The 23,117-nt window shown below is 29.3% G+C and carries 17 protein-coding genes and 1 pseudogene; 11 read left to right on the top strand and 7 right to left on the bottom strand.

The features are described from left to right. Nucleotides 1-110: 110 nt before the first annotated feature. The 4 genes from ACMZI9_RS00090 to prfA all read right to left on the bottom strand — a co-directional run bounded on the left by ACMZI9_RS00090 (nucleotide 111) and on the right by prfA (nucleotide 8,906). Complete coding sequence (locus ACMZI9_RS00090; RefSeq protein ID WP_323176406.1) at nucleotides 111-5,282, bottom strand: M60 family metallopeptidase; 5,172 nt, start codon at nucleotides 5,280-5,282, stop codon at nucleotides 111-113. A 332-nt stretch (nucleotides 5,283-5,614) separates the two neighbouring features. Continuing rightward, entirely contained in the window at nucleotides 5,615-7,120 is a 1,506-nt protein-coding gene (gene gpmI / locus ACMZI9_RS00085) for a 2,3-bisphosphoglycerate-independent phosphoglycerate mutase (RefSeq protein WP_323176405.1), read from the bottom strand. An 11-nt stretch (nucleotides 7,121-7,131) separates the two neighbouring features. Next, nucleotides 7,132-7,842, bottom strand: a complete 711-nt coding sequence (gene prmC / locus ACMZI9_RS00080; RefSeq protein WP_323176404.1) for a peptide chain release factor N(5)-glutamine methyltransferase — start codon at nucleotides 7,840-7,842, stop codon at nucleotides 7,132-7,134. Next, entirely contained in the window at nucleotides 7,842-8,906 is a 1,065-nt protein-coding gene (prfA, locus tag ACMZI9_RS00075; RefSeq protein WP_323176403.1) for a peptide chain release factor 1, read from the bottom strand. The genes prmC and prfA overlap by 1 nt, the downstream gene beginning before the upstream one ends. 179 nt (nucleotides 8,907-9,085) lie before the next feature. Between prfA and topA the strand changes: the two genes are divergently transcribed. From topA to ACMZI9_RS00060, 3 genes are all read left to right on the top strand, one after another. Beyond that, a complete protein-coding gene (topA, locus tag ACMZI9_RS00070) occupies nucleotides 9,086-10,957 on the top strand; it encodes a type I DNA topoisomerase (protein WP_323176402.1) in 1,872 nt (623 codons plus the stop codon). 163 nt (nucleotides 10,958-11,120) lie between these two features. Further along, entirely contained in the window at nucleotides 11,121-12,971 is a 1,851-nt protein-coding gene (gene mnmG / locus ACMZI9_RS00065) for a tRNA uridine-5-carboxymethylaminomethyl(34) synthesis enzyme MnmG (RefSeq protein ID WP_323176401.1), read from the top strand. Next, nucleotides 12,971-13,405, top strand: a complete 435-nt coding sequence (locus ACMZI9_RS00060; protein ID WP_323176400.1) for a 23S rRNA (pseudouridine(1915)-N(3))-methyltransferase RlmH — start codon at nucleotides 12,971-12,973, stop codon at nucleotides 13,403-13,405. Before mnmG ends, ACMZI9_RS00060 begins: the two co-directional genes overlap by 1 nt. Nucleotides 13,406-13,424: 19 nt before the next feature. Here the strand turns inward: ACMZI9_RS00060 and ACMZI9_RS00055 are convergent, their stop codons facing one another. Continuing rightward, a complete protein-coding gene (locus ACMZI9_RS00055; RefSeq protein WP_323176399.1) occupies nucleotides 13,425-13,808 on the bottom strand; it encodes an MAG1140 family protein in 384 nt (127 codons plus the stop codon). Then, nucleotides 13,792-15,849 carry an Mbov_0121 family peptidase domain-containing ABC transporter gene (locus ACMZI9_RS00050; RefSeq protein ID WP_323176398.1) on the bottom strand — a complete coding sequence of 686 codons (2,058 nt, stop codon included), beginning with the start codon at nucleotides 15,847-15,849 and terminating at the stop codon, nucleotides 13,792-13,794. The genes ACMZI9_RS00055 and ACMZI9_RS00050 overlap by 17 nt, the downstream gene beginning before the upstream one ends. A gap of 149 nt (nucleotides 15,850-15,998) precedes the next feature. Here ACMZI9_RS00050 and ACMZI9_RS00045 point away from each other — a divergent pair, with 149 nt between their 5' ends. From ACMZI9_RS00045 to ACMZI9_RS00010, 8 genes are all read left to right on the top strand, one after another. Next, on the top strand, nucleotides 15,999-16,439 hold the full coding sequence (locus tag ACMZI9_RS00045; protein WP_257089734.1) for an RpiB/LacA/LacB family sugar-phosphate isomerase: 441 nt from the start codon (nucleotides 15,999-16,001) through the stop codon (nucleotides 16,437-16,439). A gap of 2 nt (nucleotides 16,440-16,441) precedes the next feature. After that, nucleotides 16,442-16,687 (top strand): DUF2188 domain-containing protein, encoded by a 246-nt coding sequence (locus tag ACMZI9_RS00040; RefSeq protein WP_257089736.1) that lies wholly within the window; start codon nucleotides 16,442-16,444, stop codon nucleotides 16,685-16,687. Between the two features lie 198 nt (nucleotides 16,688-16,885). Further along, nucleotides 16,886-17,569, top strand: a complete 684-nt coding sequence (locus ACMZI9_RS00035; protein ID WP_323176397.1) for a hypothetical protein — start codon at nucleotides 16,886-16,888, stop codon at nucleotides 17,567-17,569. A gap of 231 nt (nucleotides 17,570-17,800) precedes the next feature. Then, nucleotides 17,801-18,463: a LemA family protein gene (locus ACMZI9_RS00030; RefSeq protein ID WP_323176396.1), complete on the top strand. Its 663-nt coding sequence runs from the start codon at nucleotides 17,801-17,803 to the stop codon at nucleotides 18,461-18,463. A gap of 1 nt (nucleotide 18,464) precedes the next feature. Further along, nucleotides 18,465-19,550, top strand: coding sequence for a DUF3137 domain-containing protein (locus ACMZI9_RS00025; RefSeq protein WP_323680214.1), 1,086 nt, complete (start codon nucleotides 18,465-18,467; stop codon nucleotides 19,548-19,550). Nucleotides 19,551-19,660: 110 nt separating this feature from the next. Then, nucleotides 19,661-20,323, top strand: coding sequence for a LemA family protein (locus tag ACMZI9_RS00020; RefSeq protein WP_257089742.1), 663 nt, complete (start codon nucleotides 19,661-19,663; stop codon nucleotides 20,321-20,323). Between the two features lie 5 nt (nucleotides 20,324-20,328). After that, nucleotides 20,329-21,438: a DUF3137 domain-containing protein gene (locus tag ACMZI9_RS00015; RefSeq protein WP_323680215.1), complete on the top strand. Its 1,110-nt coding sequence runs from the start codon at nucleotides 20,329-20,331 to the stop codon at nucleotides 21,436-21,438. Nucleotides 21,439-21,536: 98 nt separating this feature from the next. Beyond that, nucleotides 21,537-22,724 (top strand): phosphoglycerate kinase, encoded by a 1,188-nt coding sequence (locus ACMZI9_RS00010; protein WP_323176392.1) that lies wholly within the window; start codon nucleotides 21,537-21,539, stop codon nucleotides 22,722-22,724. A 156-nt stretch (nucleotides 22,725-22,880) separates the two neighbouring features. On the opposite strand, the pseudogene ACMZI9_RS00005 reads toward ACMZI9_RS00010, so the two are convergent. Continuing rightward, a pseudogene (locus ACMZI9_RS00005) lies at nucleotides 22,881-23,117 on the bottom strand (IS1634 family transposase); the annotation flags it as partial.

Raw genomic sequence — 23,117 nt, 5'->3', positions numbered from 1 at the left:
AAATTTAAACTTTCATTCTAGTGGTGAAGGTTTTTTCTTTTATTTTTTGTCAAAAAAAGTAAATGAAAAGAAGACACCATAAGGTATCTTCTAAATTATGTGATTACATCTTATTTGGTTAAAATGTAGTTAAAGAATAATGGTTTATTTTCTTTATTTACAATCTTCATTTTGTGATCTTTTGTTAAGTCATATTTTTCAGGTGTAAATAATGTTAATAAACAGTGGTTGTATGTTTCTTCAGTTGTAACTGCTGAAACATTTTCAAGAACTAATTCATCATCGATGTATACGTCAAATGATGACATATTTGGCCCTGTTTTTCCAAATAAGTCAATAGCGTCTGAGTTGAATGTAAATTCAAAGTATTCGTTAGCTTTTGAAACTTTAGCTGAAACACCATTGATTGCGTTGTTGATTTGATCATTTTCGTTTGTTAAAAATTCTCAAGATGTTCCATAGAATTGAATTTCAGAGTTGTTAATTGGTAATACTCTCTTGTTTTGAGTATCAAGACCAAATTTAATTTCTCTAATGATTGTAACTTTAAGCTTTCTTGTTTTTTCGTCGTCATTGATCGGTTCTCTCATTGTTGTAATATGAACTTCTTCAATTCCATCATAAATAGCACCAAAGTCTAATCTATTAGTTAATGGAAGACCTTCTGTATCTTTTGTAGGGTCAACTACAAAGTTTAATGTTTTGAACACAACCGGCATATCAATAAATTCACCTTCGAATACTTCAACTTTTTCAGTTCTCTTAAGTTCGATTGTGTAATGAGTTGGACGGTATTGTTTTTGGAAGTCAGCTTTAGCAATAATATCCATAAAGCTTAATGTGGCAGGTTTTTGGAACTTGATATTAAAGTCTAATTTATCTGTTTGTCAAGTTTCAATTTTTGTGTTGTAAATTTGATCGTAAATTGCTTTATAGTCTGTATTACCATTAATATAACGATTTGAAGGTCCTCTAATGCTTAATGCAACAGGGTTTGTAACTTGAGATGAACCAGCGAATTTTGTAATTTGAAGGTCGCTCTTAGTATCAGTAGGCATAAATCTTGGTTTGTATTGTCATTGTTCACCAGTTAATAATTCTTGGATTTTTTTTGGTGTATCGTATCAATCTTCTGGAAGATTTGGACTTAATGCATAGTTGTTAATTTCGTAGATTGTATTTGAACCTGTATCATTGATTTTTTCCAATCAGAATGTTCTTCTTGAGTATGCAATATCATTTCAAGCAGCGATTGTAAGGTCGTAAACTTGTCCTTTTTGTAATGTTACTGTACCAAATTCTTTTAGTGCATTATTTGATGAGTTAATTTCACCTTCGAATGCATCACCAATCTTAATGTATCCTCAGTTAGAGAAGTAAGCTTTAATATTATATGATCCTGTTTCAGGTGCGATGAATTTTGCCTTAGATTCAACTAATTGTTTTTTACCTGTGAATGGATTTTGAAGTTTTCTTTGTTCAAAGTCTTCAACAAAAGTATCTTTTGGTTGAATGTTATTTGTTTTAACGTAGTTCATAATTTGTGAAATTGTTCTTAATCCGTTAACTTGAACATCTGTAAGTTGGTAAGTTGTTAAGATTGGACGATTAACTACGTTTCTAAGTTTAATTTTGTATCTGTAAGCAGGTACATATCTTTTTGGTTTGTTTTCAAAGTCAGCCGGAATAACTTCCATATCAAATTCATCAATTTCTGCAAGTTTATCTGGATTTGCTCTATAGATAACTTTCATTCTTGTAGGATCTGATGAATCAAATTCTAAACTTCCACCTAATTTTGTTCTTGCTGGGAATTTAAGTTCTTTAATTCTAAAGTTAGAGTTAAGTGAGTTAATTCCATTAGCAAAGTCAAATGTAAAGTCTTGTCCTGCTGGAATTTGGTAAGCTGGAGCTGTATCTGAAGTATATTCAAATCTGTCTAGCTCACTGTTGTATAAGAATTGACCACAAGCAAAAACGTTAGCGACAAAATCAAATGATGGTCATTGGAACATATCAAGCATTCTTTCGATGTTTTCTTGATCTGGATATTTAGCCATAAGCTCATTGATTTTATCTCCAGTTGCTTTTAATTTAGCAATGGCGTCTCTTTCTTTTTGAGCTCATTGTTTATCCATTTCTGTTAAGTTTCGAGGTCTGTCAGCATCATTATATCCATAGTAACCATTAGGATCAATTTCTTTACTTCCCTCAAATCTTCAGTCTTTTCAGTCAGCTTGAACTTTTTTAAATTCAGCTGTAGCTTTATTAGCTTCAGCCATAGCTGCATCAAATTCTGGTTTATGGTCGTTTGCAATATCAACTGTTGGTACTGATCGTTGTAATGATTCAATTGTGCTTGCGTATTGTTTTAATGCGTAGTAGAAGTTTAATTTGAAGTATTTAGATAAGTATCAAGTTGTCTTCAATTTCTTATCGTATAAACCATTTCTTCCTGATGATTTAACTCATTCAATAAAGTTAACCGGTCCTAATGTGTAAATCATATTTGAGTAAAGTGCGTATCAGTCAGCTTTTGTTTGGTTAATTGAATATGAGTTAGCTAATCTAGCTCAGTATACATCAAAGTCTCCTGATGGGTTTGTGATTCCACGAAGTCTTGTTTTATCATTAATAAATGATAAGTTAATTACTGATGGAATGTTTGTTCATCCATGGTCTCTTACATTGAATGGATCTTGGTGAGGTTGAAAGTTATGGTTAATTTCGTGGTAGTTTCCTCAATCATCAAATCCAAAGTCAGAAGCTCCCTTTAAGTAAGGTGATGCTCATCCGATTGGAGCTCAAAGATTGTATCCACCACCTCAAGCACCAGCTCCTCCTCAAACGTCATCACAGTAGTTAAGTGCTAACTTAGGTGCGTTGTAGTCGAATCAGAAGTATGACATTTCATAGAAACTGTCTCATTTGTGCATTTTTTCTTCAGGGAAGATAATATCATCAAATTTAACATGAGCAATAGCACTTGATGATGTATAAGGAATTGCTATACCTGTGTAGTTTGATTGAATTGTCATAATAGGTGCATTAATTGTACCTGCTTTAACAGCGGCCATTTGTGCATCTCATTCTGCTTTTGTTGTTTGTCCATAAACATAGTGAAGTTGTTCAACTGCATTATAAACTTTAACGTCAAATGGAGCAGGGTTACCATTTTGATCTCTAAGAGTTACACCAACGTTAATTGATAATGCTCCACCAAATGGTGAACCAAGTTTAACTCTTCTTGTGACTGGGTCAATTTCGTTAAATCTAAATCTAAATCTTGATAGAACAAATGGGTAACGGTTAGAAATTTTCCCTGTGTTGTCTGCTGGGTAGTTGTCTCAGTAGCTTTTGTTTACATAGAAATCAAACGGAACTTCACTGTAAATACCTGTAGTTTCATTTGGTGTTCCATATAATTCTTTAAGAATTTTATATGTGTCTTCACTAATTTCAAATTCAATAACTTCTCCAGCTGGAGCATATAAACCAATAACGTTGTATCCTGTCATCGATGTGTTGATTGAAATTTCTTTTGTAACTGTTTGAGTTTCATCTGTAACTACTCTTTCGAATCATTTATCTGCAGCAGGGTGTTTTTTAAGACGGTTATTCGCGATTTCTTCTTTAATGAAGTTTGCATCACTATATTTACGTGCACCTTCACCTGTGAAACCATCTACACCAATAACACCTTCAACTCTTTCGTTGTAAACAAGTTCACCCATACTAAGTTTTTTACCATTTACTTCAAAGAAAGCACGATCAGCAAAGTTTCTGTTATCTTTTTCGTAGTTAAAATCGTATCCAGGGTATCTGAATCCATAACTTGAATACATTTGGTTTAATTTTGTATCGTAAACTTGTTTTTGGATTGAAGGTCTGGTTTTTCTATCAATGATTTTGTCTGTATATGAAACAATGTCTAATCTGTTTGAAAGTAAAGATCTGAATGGTTGAGTATTATTTGCAAGTGGTAATGCTGAAATAGTAACTGGTTTTAATCTTCACATTACACCAGCTGAATTTTTAACTACTAATGAATAGTCTCCATCTCTGTTTACATTTAATGTAGTTGAATGTTCATTTTCAATTAATGTTGTATATCTGTATCAAGATGAGTTAGCTCAATCTACGCCATCAACATTACTTGCTGTAACTGTAGCTGCGTTATTTATTAATAATCCATCATTTGATGCAGTTAATTTTACATTTTGTAATGGGTTAACTTTGTGAACCATTTCCACATTAAGTTTCTTAACGTATTTTTTACCATTGTATGTTCCAATAACTTCAAGTTCGAAGTTAGAATCAATACCGATTTGGTTATTAAATACTTCTAAAGTACCTTTATCAGTAACACTAAATTCACTATCATTTGAATATCATTTGAATTGTTCTGGTTTTAATTCTTCATTTCCAGCGACAAATTGTAATACAACTGGTTTACCTTCTTCTGGGAAGTAACCTTGGTTTGTGATTGTGAATTTAGCATTTTCAGTTAAACGGTTTGTTTCTTCTTCGCTTAACATATCAACTGGTGGATATTCAGGTTCTAGAATTCTTTCTGATGTAGTAGGTTGTGATGGGGTTTCTTCTCCAGTTGCTGGTTCTTCATAACCTGTTGAACCTTCATCTCCATTAGGGTTACTTGGGGTTTCATTGCTTCCTCCACTTTCACCTGAACTTGGATTTTCTTGATCTGGATTAGATGGATTTTCTCCATGGTTTGTTTCACCTGTTGCACCACCATCACTATTTCCAGGGTTAGTAGGTTGTTCTGATGAAGTAGATGAACTTAATTTTTCTTTAGCAGCATTTAATGCATCAATTAAGCTTTGTTTGTTTTCAACCGGTGTAGTTAAATCAGTTTTAGCAGCAATAGCATCTTCAAGAGCCTTTTTAGCTTCGTTAAATTTTTGTTTTTGCTCAGCTGATGCATTTGTGTATGCTTCAGATTTTTGCTTTTCGTTAGCTTCATTTAATTTAGCAGCTAATTCATTTAAGTCTCTTGAGTTGTTTACAATATTATCAATTGTAGTTTTATCAGCAGTATCATTAATTTGTTTATAAATTGCATCTTTTTTTACTTGAGTTAAGTTTGATAAATTAGCAACAATATTTTTAGCAGGTTGCTTGTCAACTGGTTGAGCAGGAGTGGGAGCTTCTTTTTTGCTTAATCCTAATCCAACTCCAGTACCAATTAATGCTGCAGCACCAACACCACCAAGTATTAGACCAATAATGAATTTTCTTTTTCTATTTTTGTCAGCCATAATCATCCTTTCTTTTTGTTTATTACTAAAATAAAATTAAAATTTTATTTTATAAGTATTTTATTTTATTTTAGTCTAGCTTTTATTTATCAAAATAGTTATTCTATTTTTTGTGTGTAAATTTTATATGAATTATTTCTGTTTTTGTTATTGTGATTAAGCACTAAAATTAACTAATTTAATCAAATAAAAAGTACATTTAGTACCTTTAAGATTTGTGCTAAATGTACTTTTAAGTGTGTTATATAGGCGTAAAAGTTTTATTAAGCTTACTGAGTATATCTAATTATAGACATAACAATAGAGTAGTTAATTAAACTTTTTTAATTTAATTATTTAACTAATAAAGATTCTTCATCCATTTCTTTAGGTTTAGAAATATTGATGTAATCTAAAACAGTAGGTGCAACATTAGCTAATTTTCCATCTTTTAATTTAACGTTTTTATCTGTACAAATTAACATAACTGGACTTGATGTATGTTTTGTAGCTGGTTTACCATTTTCATCTTCTGTGATTTCAGCGTTTCCGTGGTCAGCTGTGATGAATACTGTAACATCATTCGCTTCAGCTCATTCAATAACTCTTTTAATTTGTGAATCTAAGAATTCAACTGCTTTGATAGCTGCTTTTAAGTTCCCTGTGTGTCCAACCATATCAGGGTTTGCGTAATTCATAATTGTTACATCATAATTTAATGCATTTGCTAATAATTCGTCTGTAATTCCTTCTGCAGACATTTCTGGTGCATCAGCATATGATTCAACTTTAAGTGAGTCAACCATAATACGTTTTGAATTTTTAAATTCAATATCGTTTCCACCATCCATAAAGTATGTAACGTGAGCATATTTTTGAGTTTCAGCAATTCTTAATTGATTTAAGTTAGCTAATTCTAAAACTCTACCAATTGGCATATTGATTTCCATTTCTTTGAATGCAACAATTGTGTCAATTCCTTCATATTTCATCATTGAGACAAATTTGTTAATTACAACTGGATGAGCTGGTTTGTTTGGATATAATGGTGAACCAATAAATAAGTGTGTTAATTGTCTTGCTCTGTCAGGTCTGAAGTTAAAGAAGATAATTGAATCGTGATCTTTTACAAAGTCACTTTTTGGAAGTGTTTGATTAATAGCAGGTACAAAGAATTCATCTGTAATTCCTTCTGCATATTGTTTGTTTACATAATCAATTACATTGTTAAATTTAACATCTGATAAACCTAAAATAGCATCGTATGCTTTATCAACTCTATCAAACATTGAGTCTCTATCCATTGCATAAAATCTTCCTGAAATAGATGCGATGTGGTATCCATATTTGTCACATAATGCAACTAATTTTTCAAGTGAAGGAATAATTGATTTAGGAGCAACGTCTCTACCGTCTCCAAAAACGTGAACTGAAACATTTTTAACTCCGTGTTCGTGTGCTGCTTCAATTAATTCAAATAAGTGGTTTTCAAGTGAGTGAACTCCACCAGGTGATAAAAGCCCCATTAAGTGTAATGTTGAATTATTTTTCTTAACATCATCAAATGCAGTTACAAAAGCTTCATTTGATTTAAATGTATTATCATCAAGAGCTTTTTGAATTAATGAAAGCCCTGTGTAAACAACTGTTCCAGCTCCAATGTTTAAGTGTCCTACTTCAGAGTTTCCCATTTGTCCTGCTGGTAATCCTACATATTGACCTGAAGCTTGAATAAGTGAATTTGGATAATTTGTAAATAAGTTATCAAATGTTGGTGTGTTAGCTAATGCAAATGCATTACCTTGTGTTTGTTCTCTTAAACCTAAACCATCAATAACAATTAATACTGTTTTTTTCATTTTTTCTCCTTTTAGTCAAATTCTATAACAGCAAACCTGTTTTTAGAACTCATATCTTTATGTATAGTAATTTTATATTTTTCTTGTAATTTTTCTCAATATTTAATGTGAAATGGATTGATTTCAAAATAGATTTTTCCACCTGGTTTTAAGTAGTTTTCTGCATTGTTAATTATTAGATCATAAAAATAAAATCCATCATCTTTTGCATATAATGCGTGAAGTGGTTCTCAATCAGTGACTGATTTATCTAATATTTCAGTTTCCTGAATGTAAGGTGGATTCGAAACAATTAAATCAAATTTTTGATTGATGTTTTCAAACATATCTGATTGAATGATGTTAATTGTAACATCATTTTTTTGTGCATTTATTTTAGTTTGCTCAATCGCTTCAGAATCTATATCTGATGCAGTTATATTTCAAGTTGGATTTGCTTTTTTTAGAGCAATTGCAATAAAACCTGAACCAGTACATAAGTCTAAAACATCTAAATTTTGTTTTTTATTTTCTGAATTAACTAATATAACTAGTTCTTCTGTTTCGTATCTAGGGATTAAAACCTTTTTAGAAACATCAATAGTTACATCTGCTAATTCAACATAACCCATTATTTTTTGAACTGGCATTCCTTTTTGAAGTTGTTCTAATTCAAAAGAAGATACAGTTTGTTCTAAACCATATCTTCTTTTTTCTAATAATAAATCTTCTCTTGTAGGCATTAAATTCCAGCTTCTTTGATTTTTTCGTTTTGTTCTTCTGTAAGTAATGCATCAATAATAGGATTAAGTTTTCCTTCCATAACAGGAAGTAAACTTGTAGAGTATGAAATTCTATGGTCTGTAACTCTATCTTGAGGATAGTTATATGTTCTGATTTTTTCACTTCTAGCACCAGAACCAGCTAATTTTCTGTAACCTGATTCTTCTGCTTGTTTTTTCTGCAACTCAATGTCGTAAAGTTTTGATTTAAGAACTCTCATTGCGATTTCTCTGTTTTGAATTTGGTTTTTACCTTCTTGACAAGTTACAACAATTCCAGTCGGGAAGTGTGTAATACGAACTGCTGAGTCAGTTGTGTTAACTGATTGACCACCGTTTCCTGATGAACGGTAAACGTCAATTCTGATATCTTCAGATTTAATTTCAACTTGAATATCATCATCAATTTCAGGCATAACTGTAACTGTTGCTGTTGAAGTATGAACTCTACCTTTAGTCTCGGTTGCAGGAATTCTTTGAACTCTGTGAACACCTGATTCAAATTTAAGTTTTGAATATGGTCTGTCACCTTTTACAGCAAATGTAACCAAAGTAAATCCACCAGCTTCAGATGCTGATGCATCTAAAAGTGTGGTTTTCATATCATTTTGTGAAGCTCATTTTGTGTACATTCTATATAAGTCACCTGCAAAAATGTTAGCTTCATCACCACCAGCTGCTCCACGAATTTCAACAATAACGTCTTTTTCATCGTTTTCATCTTTTGGAAGAATTAAGATTTTAAGATCTTCAGATAAAGCTTCCATTGTTTTTTCAGCTTCATTAATTTCCATTTTTGCAAGAGCGACCAATTCTTCATCTGATTCACCTAACATTTCTTTTGCATTTGCTAAGTTAGCTTCAGCTTCAAGGTATTTATCAAATGCTTCAACAATATCTTTAATTGAGTTAATTTCTTTATTAATTTTTGTGTATTTTTTAATGTCAGAAATTATTTCCTGATCTTGTAAAGATTTTTCTAATTCATCATGCTTATTTTTAATTTGCATTAAAGAGTTATACATAGTTAATTCCATAGTTAGTATATTTTAACATATAAAAAATCTAAAGTTTTAAAAGATTGTTCTATTGTTGTGTGATGTAAAAATTTTTATATTTCCTAATTATTAAAATATTAATAATTAATATAAGCAGAATAATTTAAATGCTTTTGATTTTCTAAAAAAAGTATATATTTTCCAATATGAGTGCAACAACCTTGAAGAAAAAATTAATTATTGTCGAGTCACCTACAAAGGTTAAGACAATTCAAAAATATGTTGGAGATGAATACAGTGTTATTGCATCTGTAGGTCATTTCCTTAGAATGAAGATTTCTGGTCTTTATTCGTTAGGTATCGATTTTGATACTTGAGAACCTCTTTATACAGCTGATAATACAAAGAAAAATATTATCAACGAGCTTAAAAAAGCAACAAATGAAGCAGAACACGTTTATATAGCAACTGACCCTGACCGTGAAGGAGAAGCTATAGGGTACCAATTAGTTGATTATTTAAAAATACCCACAGAAAAATACTCACGTATTAAATATAATGAGATTACTAAAGATGCTATTTTAAGAGCCTTAGATAATCCAACAATTATTGATGACGCTCTTGTTAATGCTCAAAAGAGTCGTAGAATGCTTGACAGAATTATTGGATTTAGATTATCTTATTTATTAAGATATAAATTCAAAAATACACCAGGTCAACCTACAGCAGGAAGAGTTCAATCAATTGCTCTTAAATTAATAGTTGATAGAGAAAAAGAAATCAGAGCATTTATTCCTGAAAAATACTTTACTCTTGATGCTAAATTAAATAAGAATCCTGTTTTAGCTGCATATCACAATGAAGCTAATGAATCAGATAGAAAAAACTGAATTTACAGTTCAGAAGTTGATGTAATCAAAGAATACTTTGAGTCAGCTCCTAAAGTTTTAAAAGTAACTAACAAAAAAGTTTCTGATAGAAAAGTTGGAGCAATTCAACCATTCAAACAAGCTGTTTTATATAAAAAATCACCATTTTCATCTAATTCAACAACGAACATTCTTAAAAAACTTTTCGAAAACGGTTTAATTACTTACCCGAGAACAGATTCAACACGTTTATCTCAATCGTTTATTGATGATGCACATAAATTTATCAAAAATAAGTGAGGTGAAGATTATATTGCTGATGAAATTAAAGGATTCAGTGGAGATCAAGATGCCCACGAGGCTATTAGACCATCAGATGTTTCATTAACACCTGAACAAGTTCAAATTCACTATCCAAAAATGGAAGATAATGATGTAAGAATTTACAAATTAATCTATGATACAACACTTCAAGCTTTAATTAAGCAACCAATTAGAACAAGTGTTCAATATACTTATGTAAATGATAAATACACATTTAAAAATTCTTATTCAACAATTAAATTTAATGGTTACTATGTTGTAACAGGTAAAGAATCTGAACAAGTTGATCCAAATTACGAAATTGATCAAGAAGTTAAAGTTGATGAGTTTATCTTATGTGATCATGAAACAAAACCAGCACCAAGATATAATGATGGGACACTTATTGAAGCGCTTGATAACATCAAAGTTGGGCGTCCATCAACATTTGCTTCAACAGTGCAAATTGTTAAAGACAGACGTTTTGTTGAATTGAACAATGGTGCATTACATCCTACTGAATTTGGTGAAATTATCTTACAAAACTTAATCGCTGCTTTTCCTAATATTATTAATGAAAGTTATACAGCACACGTTGAAGAAGAATTAGACCAAATTGCTGAAGATGAAATCACTAAAAATGAAGTTATGCAAGATTTTTGAGATAACTTCCTTGTTGAATTTGATAATGCACAAGGTAAAATTACACCTTACACATTCAAGTTAGAACAATTGGATACAACTTGTCCTGAAGATGATGGTATCTTAGTTAAAAGATATAACAAGAAAAATCAACCATTCATTGCTTGCAAAAACTTCCCTAACTGTAAATTCACAAGAAACATCGAGCCAGATGATTTTCCAAGTGAATCAGATGAAGAAATCGTCGATGAGTATGATGATTAATTAATTAAAATTATTTAGATGAGCAGATTTAAAAGTCTGCTCATTTTTTAATTAATTTTGTTATTTTAATTGAGATATTTAATGAAAAACATGGATTTAGACCATAAAATAAGCTAATTTTATGATTTTTAAAAATTAAAAAATAAATTAAAATTATGAAACTATGAATAATAAAGGTATTTTAGAGAACAAAAAAGAATTTGAAGCAATAGTTATAGGTGGAGGTCATGCTGGAGTTGAAGCAACTTTTGCTTTAGCGAATATGGGGCACAAAGTAGCTCTTATCACTTTTGATCTTTCAAAAGTTGCTATGATGCCTTGCAACCCATCAATTGGTGGACCTGCTAAAGGAATTATTACACGTGAAATTGATGCACTTGGTGGAGTTCAAGGTTACTTTTCAGATTTAGCAATGATTCAAATTAAGATGCTTAATGAATCAAAAGGTCCTGCAGTTAGAGCTATGAGAGCTCAAATTGATAAAGAAAAATATTCAGCACTTATTTTAGAAGCGTTACAAAATCACAAAAATGTAACTTTAATTGAAGGAGTTGCTGAGGATATTCTTGTTGATGATAATAACCAATTTAAAGCGATCAAAATGGAAGATGGTTCAATCTTAGATGCTAAAGTTTTAGTTATCACAACAGGAACGTATATGAACTCAAGAATTCTTAGAGGTGATGAAATTAAAATTTCAGGACCTGATAATCAAAAAACAACACCAAAATTATCACGATCGCTTGCTAAGTTAGGTTTTGATTTACAAAGATTAAAAACTGGAACACCTGCTAGAGTTTATGCTGATTCAATCGATTTTTCAAAAGTTGAAAAAGAAGAACTTAATGATACTTATTTAGCTTTCTCATCGCGTTCAAATGTTAAACTTGATAAGCAAATTTCATGTTATTTAACTTACACAAACGAGAAGACGCACGAAATTATTAGAAATAACATTGATAAATCAGCTATGTATTCAGGACTTATCGAAGGGATCGGTCCAAGATACTGTCCAAGTGTTGAAGATAAGGTTATGAGATTTGCCGATAAAGAAAGACATCAAGTTTTCTTTGAACCAGAAACTGCTGATGGTTCAATTATTTATGTAAACGGAATGTCTACATCAATGCCTGTTGAAGTTCAAGATTTAATGTTAAGAACAATTCCTGGCTTAGAAAATATGAAGGTTCAAAAATGAGGATATGCAATTGAATATGATGCATTAAATCCATTGCAAATTACACCTACATTAGAATCTAAAGTTATCAAAAACATTTTTACAGCTGGTCAAATTAATGGAACAAGTGGATATGAAGAAGCAGCAGCTCAAGGTCTTATTGCTGGAATTAATGTAGGAAGAAAACTTGAAGCTAAAGAACCATTGATTCTTAAAAGACACGATGCTTACATTGGTGTTTTAGTTGATGATTTAGTTACAAAAGGGACTAAAGAACCTTACAGAATGTTAACTTCAAGAGCTGAATATCGTTTATTATTAAGAAATGATAACCCTGATATTAGACTTGCGAAATATGGAAATGAAGTTGGTTTAGTTTCTGATGCAGATTACCAAAATATAATTAATAAATACCAAATGATTGATGAAAAAATCAATGAATTAGAAAACACATACTTATCATCTAAATCAGAATTAGCTAAAAAACTTGGGGTAGAAAATGGAGTTTCAATGTTAAGAGTTTTAGCTAGACCAGATGTTGATCCGGTTGATGTTTTAGGCGACTTCCCTTACAAAAATGAATTAACTATTATGGTAAGACTTGAGGGCTACATTAAGAAACAAAAATCTGATGCTCAAAAAATGAATAAATTAGAAGACTTTAAAATACCAAAAGATATAGATTATTCAAAAGTTCAAAACATAGCTACAGAAGCTAAACAAAAACTTGAAAAAATTAGACCTTTAACAATCGGACAAGCATCAAGAATTAGTGGAATTAACCCGGCTGACATTCAGATGCTTATGTTCCATATTGAAACTAGAAAAAACAAATAATGAAACTAAATATAGTTGCAGTAGGTTCATTAACAAAATATTTTCAAGTTTTATATGATGATTATGTTAAGAAAATTAACTTCTTCGCAAAGATTAATTTAATTGAAATTAAAGAACAAAAGATAGATAACATTCAGTTAAAAATTAAAAAAGAAACTGAAATGATTTTAGAAAAGATACCTAAAAATTCAAAAGTCATCTACTTATCATTACAAGGAAAACAATTAAGCTCTGAAGAGTTTGGATCAACATTTTTAGATATTGATAATGTAACTTTTGTAATTGGTGGTTCAAATGGAGTTGATGAAGAAATGTTTGCTAATAAAATTAACTTCTCAAAAATGACCTTTCCACATCAATTATTTAGAGTTATGTTAGTTGAGCAAATTTATAGAGCATTTACAATTAGAAATAATATTACTTATCATAAATAAACTCTATAATGGAGTTTTTTTATATACTTCCCAAGACATATTTGATAAATAAAGTTTGATCAATTAGTAGATTAACTTGAATTTGTCTAATGTTATTTTCATTTACAAATAACTTCAGTTCATCACTTTTGATAAGAACATCAGAGTGATCTTGATTAGAAATATCGATATTGAATTTATAAAATTCATTATCATAAATAAAACTAACATAACAGGTATCTAGTTTTTGATTATCAATGTTGAAGTTGTATAAATATAAATCATCACCTTCTGCAGTTATTAAAACTTGTTTATATACATTTACTTTAGTTGAACATAAGACTAAAATAAGCACTGCGAAAATGAAAAATAATATAAGTAATATGCAGAAATTTCACTTATGTTCTTTAAGATAAGTTTTCAATATTTACTTCCTTGGAATCATCGAAAATATATCTATTATTGTGTGAAATTTCTACAACTAATTTGTTTTGCAAATTATTTTTAATAATAGGTTTTAGTTTTTCAAACATTGATTTATCAATATTTGCAAAAGCTTCATCTAGTATCAATAAATCATAGTCATTTAAAAATATATTTAGCAAATTAACAAATTGAACCTGACCACTAGATAATTGATCCAGTGATGAGTTTAAATTAATGTTTAATTCATCAATTAATTTATCTAATTTATTGTTTTCTAAAATTGACTTGAAAATACTAATATCAGTTACACACAGGTATTCTAGTGTTCTAATCTTTAAATTTAGCATCTGATTTGAAATGTATAACACTCTTTGTTTGTATGTTTCATCTAAGAATGGATTGAGCTTTTGATCATTAACTTTAATAATTCCAGATAAGCTCTCACACGAGCCATTCAATATAGAACAGAGTGTGCTTTTTCCTGAACCATTTTTACCGACTAAATGTATGCTCGAATCAATCAATAGTTTCTTGATTTCTAAATCTTTATTAACTTTTAATGAATTGTACGAATAACTTATATTAGAAAGTTGAATTTTAATTATTCTTTCGTTCTGTAAGCTAGTTTTAGGTATTTTTAAGTCTTCAAAATTTAATAATGAAATCAAATCTAAATCCTTTTTATATTGACTATAACTATTTATTAATGGGATTATATTTTTAATTGGCTTAGTGAATAAAGAAACACCGGTTAAAAAGAAAATTAAATTGATAACACTTAAATTTTGATTTCAAATTTGAATAGTTCCTATTATTAAAATTAATAAAGGAACTAAAAAGTCTAAAAATAAACTTAAATAATTAATTAAGCTTTGTTTATTCTTGAAAATAATTGAATCACTATGCAATTTCTCATTAACATAAGTAGATTTAAGATTTAAATTATTAAGCAGATTTTCATTATGTGAAGTTTGATTTAATTTGTAAATATTAAATAAGGTATCTTCAAACATAATCGAGTTATTGAGTAATTTATTGAAGTTATTATCAAAATTAGTTTTATTAATAAAACTTAAAATCAATGTAATTACTGAATAACAAAAAATTATTAAAAGCAACACTCAATTTATATTGATTAGTAAAATAAATGAAACAGCAATCGAAATAACTGTGCTGATTAATTCAGGAAGAAAACATAATTTAAATAAACTTAAATTATCAAGTGCAATAATTCTGTTTTTAAAATCTGAAAAAGTTAGCAAATTAATCACTTGCTTATTTTTAAACTTCAATTCATTTATTAAATTATTAATTAAGTCGCTTTTATATTTAGTTGCTATTTTATACATCAGTTGTCTGGTTAGTAAGTTGAATGTGAAATTTATTAAAAATAACACACTAAAAATCATTCCTAAGAACATAAGAATTTGATCATCTTTATTTAAAGCAATATTATTCAGGATAACTTTATTCAAGAATGGAAACGAAATATAGATGCTTATTTCTATGAGTAAGCAAAATAAGTATAAAAATGAGAAGTTAGACCATAATGAAATTTTTAAACTTCAGGAGTTACTTATCAATGGATTTGGTTTTATATTTTTCTTGTTTTCTTCATCTTCATTATCAATTTGTTTTTTGTTTTTACTAAATGCAACAATAATGTTAGTGAATTTAGTTTTAAATTCATTTTTACTCAATTTAACATCGCCATCAATCGGATCATAAATATAAAATTTATTGTTCTTGATTTTCCTAATTACAATCATATGGTCCGAAGTATTATTTTTGATAACTGTCGCAATAGGAAAAACTTGCTTTTCTAACAAAAACAATTGTTCACAATTAATTTCATAAGCATTAAGCTCCAAATTTACTTTTGAAGCAAGGAGCTTGATGTTTTCTAAACTTATACCTGCTGCACTATATTGAATTTGCAATTTTAGATTATTAATATCTAAATTTTCTTTGTAGAAAAACTCGTGAAAATAATCTAGCACATATAATGAGCAATCTCTTTGATCTACTTGTGTCTTCATCTCATTATATTTAGTAATTTTTGTCAAAAAGGAACTAAAGCACAATTTTTCCACTAAAGTTTTCACAAAATTGAAAATACAAAAGTTTTTAAAACTTTGTATAATTAATTTATCAATAAATTAATGTTCAAAATTTAAAAGGAGGACTAATGAGCAAAAAAGTAGTAGCACTTGCAAGTGATCACGCAGGTTACAAATTAAAAGATGAATTAGCATCATACTTAAAAGAACAAGGGTTTGATGTTGTAGACTTAGGACCTGAAACAGATTCAGTTTCAGTGTCATATGCTTCAAAAGGTAAGGAATTAGCTAACTATGTAGATGAAGCACACCCTGATTTTGGTATCGCAGTTTGTGGTACAGGTTTAGGTATTTCATATGCACTTAACAGACACAAACACATTCGTGCAGCTAGAGTTACATCTGTTGAAGATGCACACTTAGCAAAACAGCACAATAATGCAAATGTTCTTGTATTCGGTGGAAGACAAGTAACATTTGAAGAAGCTAAAGATATGTTAAATGAATATATGACTACACAATTTGAAGGAGGAAGACATCAATCTAGAATTGATGAGCTTGACGAATAATTATGGCAAAAGTAAATGAAGTTCAAGAAAAAGAAGTTAAAGAATTAGACGCTGTTTGACACGTTTCACAACACAACGATGGATGAAAAGTTATCAGACAAGGTGGAGTAAAAGCTATTAAAACTTTTGAAACACAAAAAGAAGCAATCGAATTTGCTAAAGAATTAGCAAAAAACAACAAAGGTAGAATGTTAATCCACAGCACAAAAGGTAAAATCAGAGGTGGATCAAACTACCAAGAAAAATAATTTAAGTTATTTTAAATTTACATAGACAGAGTGAAATCTGTTTATTTTTTTCATCATTTTTCACATAATTTCAGTATTTTTGACTTTTTACTTCTGTTTTTTTTTTTTTTTTAGAATATGAAATGGTAAAAATATATTTAATTTTATATAACTGCAGTTTTGAACACTTGAATAAAACTAAATTAAGGAGAATTAACTATGGATCCAATTTTTTGAGTTTTAATAGCAGTCGGAATTATTTTTTATATCATTTTTATTTCTCTTATTGTTTGAAGAAGAATTTATAGAAAGAAAGCTTTAAAGAAAAAAATAATTTTAAAAGTTAAAGATAATCTGCTTAAACAAAAATCAAATATTGAAATGAGCAGAACTAAAAAGTCGCGACAAGCATCAAAATATAAGAAAATGTACTTTGATTTATGCGACAGAATTATTAAAGAGTACAATACGAAAATTTTACCTTTTAGACATCAAAACATAAAGCTATACAAATTAAGTAACTATCAAGAAAATGAACAATGATTTTTTCATAGACATCACATCGACGAAATCCATATTAGTGGAGCAGAATTGAAAACTGATAAGGAAGCTTACAGAAATGGTTTAAGTATTGTAGTTTCATATGAGCAACACGCTTTATTACACTATCTAATAGTTTTAAATAATGAAACTTACCCTAATCACGGGATGTTAATGATGATGGAATTAAAAGAATGAGATGAAATTGTTCAAAAACAATGTAAAAAATGAGATATACCATACGTTCCTGAGTGAAAACAAAATTTATCAATATTTAATAACCCACCTCATACAACAGCGCTTTTTGAAGAGATTGTAAAAAATGTAACCAAAGGTAATGAATTTAAAGATAATAATTTTTAATATATAAACGAATAATTGGTTTAAACTAGAATAAGAAAAGTAGACAGTTTTTTTAGTTTCTGTCTATTTTTTAATCATTTTTCACATAATTTCAGGAATTTTGACTTTTTACTTCTGTTTTTTTTTTTTTTTTTAGAATAGAGTTGAAATACAACAAATATTGACATATTTTGATGAATATTATCCTTGTATTTTAATAGATTAACAAACATTTTAGGATTAGGAGAAAAAATGGCAAATTTATATTCACATAATGAAGAACAAAACCAAAAAGGTTTTGAACCAACAGCTTCAAGTGTTGAAATTGCAGCTCAAGCTTCTACAGCTGCAAAAATATTTTTATACATTATTATGTCTATTCCACTATTTTTAGGTTGAATTTGATACTTCAAAAGAAAAAATAGTTTAAATAGAATGCAAAACGATATTAACAACAGTGCATCAAGCATTGATGTTCAATTGCAAAAACGTAATGATACACTTGTTAAATTAGTACAACAAGTTAAGTCATACAAAATTCACGAAGCTGAAGTTTTTGAAAACGTTACAAAAATGCGTTCATTAGCAGCTGGTGGTAGAGGAATTGAAAACTCAGCTGAAATTGAAAACTTAAATCAATCAGTATTTGGTCGTTTAATGGCTATTTCAGAAAGCTATCCAGAACTTAAAGCAAGTTCTTTATACACTGAATTAATGGATGAAACAACATATATTGAACGTGAAATTGCAGCTGCTAGAAGAAATTACAACGCTCAAGCTAACACATTCAATAAAGAATTATTTACAATCCCAACAAAAATTGTTGCTGCAAATATGGGATTATCAACAGTTAGACTATTCCAAGCATCTTCTAAAGCTAGAAAAGATGTTGATATGCAAGAATTAGGTTTATAAGATGAAAAGAGTTGAAGATTTTGTTACTATAGAACAGTTCAAAGAAAAAACTGATCAAGTTGTGCTTCCAATTATCCAAAACACAGTAGATGATGCTTACAAATCGCCTTTATACAAAAAATATAAAAGTATGAAATATGGAGCTTTAGGTTCAATTGCAAGTATGATTTTATCTGCTTTAATAGCGATAATATGTTTTATTGCAGTAAAAGATGCAATGGCTAAAGTTGTTTTATTTGGTATTTTTGATCTTGCCGCTTTTATTTGTTTCATATTAACACTTGTGTTTGTGCAATTAGCTAAAAAGAGAAACTTAATTTTTAGAAGCTTTATTGCAAACAAATTAAGAGAAGATAACATTTATGGAAAAGCAGTTAATTCAGCTGATACAAGATGAAAATATAGAAATGATGATTTTGAACCTAGTTCAATCAGACATAACTATGATTTTTCAACAGAAAGATTCACAACCAAAGAATATGAATCATTCAAACCTGCATTTGTTCCACGAAATGCTTGATTAGAAAGTGCATCACCAGTTCAAACAATTACAATTGATGATAAATATCACGCACACGTTTCAGTCGCTGAATGACTTTTAGTCACAAGAGACAAAAAAGGACATGAAACAAAACAAACTTGATATTCTACTTTACTTAAAATTGATGCTAGAGCACTTAAAGAAAGAGATAGAGCGAACTTTACATACTTTGATAAGAAAAATGGTCTTCAGCCAGTAGAAATGGAAAACAAAGAATTTAACAAAATTTTCAAAGTTGCAAGTGATAATTCAACAAAAATGTACCAATTATTCACACCACTTGCAATGGAAGAATTAGTTAAATTAATCAATCAAGGTTTACAACACACAAACATTAAAAAAGCTAAAGATTTTGAATATTGAGCAAACAATGATGTTGTTTACTGTTCATTTGTAACTCCATCCGGATTTATGGATATTGATATTCCGGTTTTTGTTGGTAAAAAAGACAAATTTGTTGCAAAAATTTACAAAGATGTAGTTACTGATATTTACACTTTATACTTTGTATTAGCATTAAGTTACATTCCTGTTTACTTATATTAATCAAATCGATTACACAACAAGAAATTGTTGTGTTTTTTATTATTTTTTACTCAATATATTTAACTTATTTTTATATAAAATTATAGATAAGTAAAAAAAGGAGATTAAATATGGCAAATTTATATTCACACAATGAAGAACAAAACCAAAAAGGTTTTGAACCTACAGCATCAAGTGCTGAAATTCCTGCTAAAGCATCTACAGGACTTAAGATTTTTATGTACATTTTAATGAGTTTACCTTTAGGTTTAGGTTGACTTTGATACTTTGCAAAGAAAAATGAATTAAACAGAATGCAAAATAACATTAACAACAGTGCATCAAGCATTGATGTTCAATTACAGAAACGTAATGACACACTTGTTAAATTAGTTCAACAAGTTAAATCATTCAAAATTCACGAAGCTGAAGTTTTTGAAAACGTTACAAAAATGCGTTCACTTGTTTCATCAGGTAGAACACTTGAAAATTCTGAAGAATTAGACAAATTAAACCAATCAGTGTTCGGTCGTTTAATGGCTATTTCAGAAAATTATCCAGAACTTAAATCAAGTGCTTTATATGCTGAATTAATGGATGAAACAACATACATTGAACGTGAAATTGCAGCTGCTAGAAGAAATTACAATTCACAAGCTAATATGTTCAACAGAATGTTATTTGAAATTCCATCTAACCTTGTTGCTGCAAATATGGGATTATCAACAGTTAGATTATTCCAAGCATCTTCTCAAGCTAGAAAAGATGTTGATATGGTTGCTCTAGGATTATAAAAAATATGAAAAGAGCCGAAGATTTTATTAGCATAGATAAATTCTATGAAAAAGCAAATCAAACTATATTACCAATCATTAAAAATCGTGTAAATGAAATTACTCAATTACCAATCTATGCAGATTATAAAAGAACCAATAGATATGCACTTAGGGTGTTTTTAGCATCAATAGGTGCTTTCTTGTTTTCTGGTTTTTTTCTTGGATTAGAAACCACAAAAGAATATGGTGGTTTTAGAACACTTTCGGTATTTACTACCTTTGCAATTATTTTTGCACTTGTATTTGTAATATCTATACTTGTTGCTATTGCTTTTTGAATTAAAGCATGAAATATTAATAGAAAAATTAAAAAAGAAATTATAAGTCAGCTTCATAAATCAAATATTTATGGAGTTGCAATTGAAGCTCTAATTGATAGATGAAAATATGAAGGCACAAACTTTACACCTACATCTATAAAACATAATTTTGATCCTAATACAAATAAGTTTATAAAAGATGAATACTTAAGTACTAGACCTAAATGAATACCAAATGATTCAGAACTAAGAGGTGTAACTGAAATTCAAACAGTTACTATTGATAATAAATATCACGCACATATATCAGAAGCACATTGAGTCGATTTCCACAGAGATAAAGATGGTAATGTTCACGAAGAGCATTACTATAGTGCTTTAATAAAAATTGATGCAAGAGCACTTGCTCAAAAAGACCAAGCCAACTTTACATTCTTTGGAGATAAGTTTTCTAATTTAGAACCAGTAGAACTTGAAAACATTGAATTTAACAAGATTTACAAAGTTAAATCTAATAATCCAACTAAAATGTTTCAATTATTTACTCCATTAGCAATGGAAGAAATGAATAAACTTTTCCAATTTGGTATTAAAAATACAAGCATTATTGCCAGAGGTATGCGTTATTGAGCTAATAATGATGTAATTTACGCTTCATTTCAATGTTCACCTGGATTTATGGCTATAAATTCATCTACATTTATTGGTAATAAAGAAAAATTAATCAATACAATCTACAAAGATGTTATTAAAGATATATACTCTTTATACTTTATTTTAGCTTTAAGTTATATACCTGTATATCTTTATTAAACCTTAAATTTCACAACAATAAATATTGTTGTGTTTTTATTTAATACTTTATAATATATACACTTTATTTTATTTGTTATATTTACATAGGAGATACAATGAAAAAAGTTTTAAATGAACTTAGTTTGAAAAATAAAACAGTTTTAGTTAGAGTTGACTTTAACGTACCATTAAAAAATGGTGTTATTACATCTGCTAAAAGAATTGTTGCTGCACTTCCTACAATTCAGTACATCATCAGAAAAGGTGGAAAAGTTGTTTTATTTTCACACTTAGGAAGAGTAAAAACAGAAGAAGATTTAAAAGACAAATCATTAAGACCAGTTGCAGTTGAATTAGCTAGATTACTTAAAAAACCAGTTACATTTGTTCCTGTAACACGTGGAAACATTTTAGAATCTGCAATCAAACAAATGGAAAGCGGTGATGTTATTTTAGTTGAAAACACACGTTTTGAAGACTTAAATAACAAAGCTGAATCTAAAAACGATCCATACTTAGGAGCTTACTGAGCTTCATTAGGTGATGTATTTGTAAACGATGCCTTCGGTACAGCTCACAGAGCACATGCATCTAATGTTGGTATTGCTTCAAACATTGCTGAATCAGCTTTAGGATTCTTAATGGAAAAAGAAGTTTCATCATTATCTAAAGTTTTACAAAACCCAGAACACCCTTATGTAGCTATCGTTGGTGGAGCTAAAGTTTCAGACAAAATCTTAGTGTTAGAAAAATTAGCAGAAATTGCTGACAAATTGATCATCGGTGGAGCTATGGCTTACACATTTATGGTTGCTCAAGGACAAAAAGTTGGAACTTCATTAGTTGAAAATGATTACATTCAATTAGCTAAAGATTTCTTAGCAAAATACTCAGACAAAGTCATCTTACCAGTTGACCACGCTACAGCTGAAATGTTTGCAGACGTTGAACCTACAATTCAAGAAGGTTCAATTTCAGATGGATTTATGGGGCTTGACTTTGGACCAAAATCAATCCAAAACGTTAAAGAAGCTCTTGAAGGGGCTAAAACAGTTGTATGAAACGGACCTATGGGAGTTGCTGAATTTGAACACTACAAAAATGGTACATTAGCAGTATGTGAAGCAGTTGCTAAATTATCAAACGCTTACACAGTTGTTGGTGGTGGAGATTCAGTTGCTGCTGTTGAAAAATTAGGAATGGAAGATAAATTCTCACATGTTTCAACAGGTGGTGGAGCAAGCTTAGAATTATTACAAGGTCAAAACTTACCAGGTGTTGATTCAATTCAAGACGCTGAATAATTAACCGAATATTTTCACAAATAGCACAAAAAGTGCTATTTTTTACACATTTTGTGAAAAATTACCCGAGTTTCCAAGTTTGAAGGTCTAAAAAACGAATATGCCTATAAATAAGACATATTCGTTTTTTTATGTTTCAAAATTACACACATAAAATTAACCAATGCATGCTATAAAATCTCTATAAATTTTGATATTTTCCTGATGATGTGGATCTAAATCATTAATTATTTCTTGAACGATTTGACCATTCACTTCTTTTCTAGTGATTGTCATCATTCTTAATGAATCAACTAATAAATCAATTGATATTCTCTGAATTTCGCCGTTGTTTTCGTAATATTTTTTCAACTTGTAAAGACAGTATTTAATAGTAACTAATGCTAAAAAACA

This window comes from Mycoplasma sp. 4079, from assembly GCF_047785185.1.
GTDB lineage: Bacteria > Bacillota_I > Bacilli_A > Mycoplasmatales > Metamycoplasmataceae > Mycoplasmopsis.
This window is presented reverse-complemented; position numbering and strand designations above follow the sequence as displayed.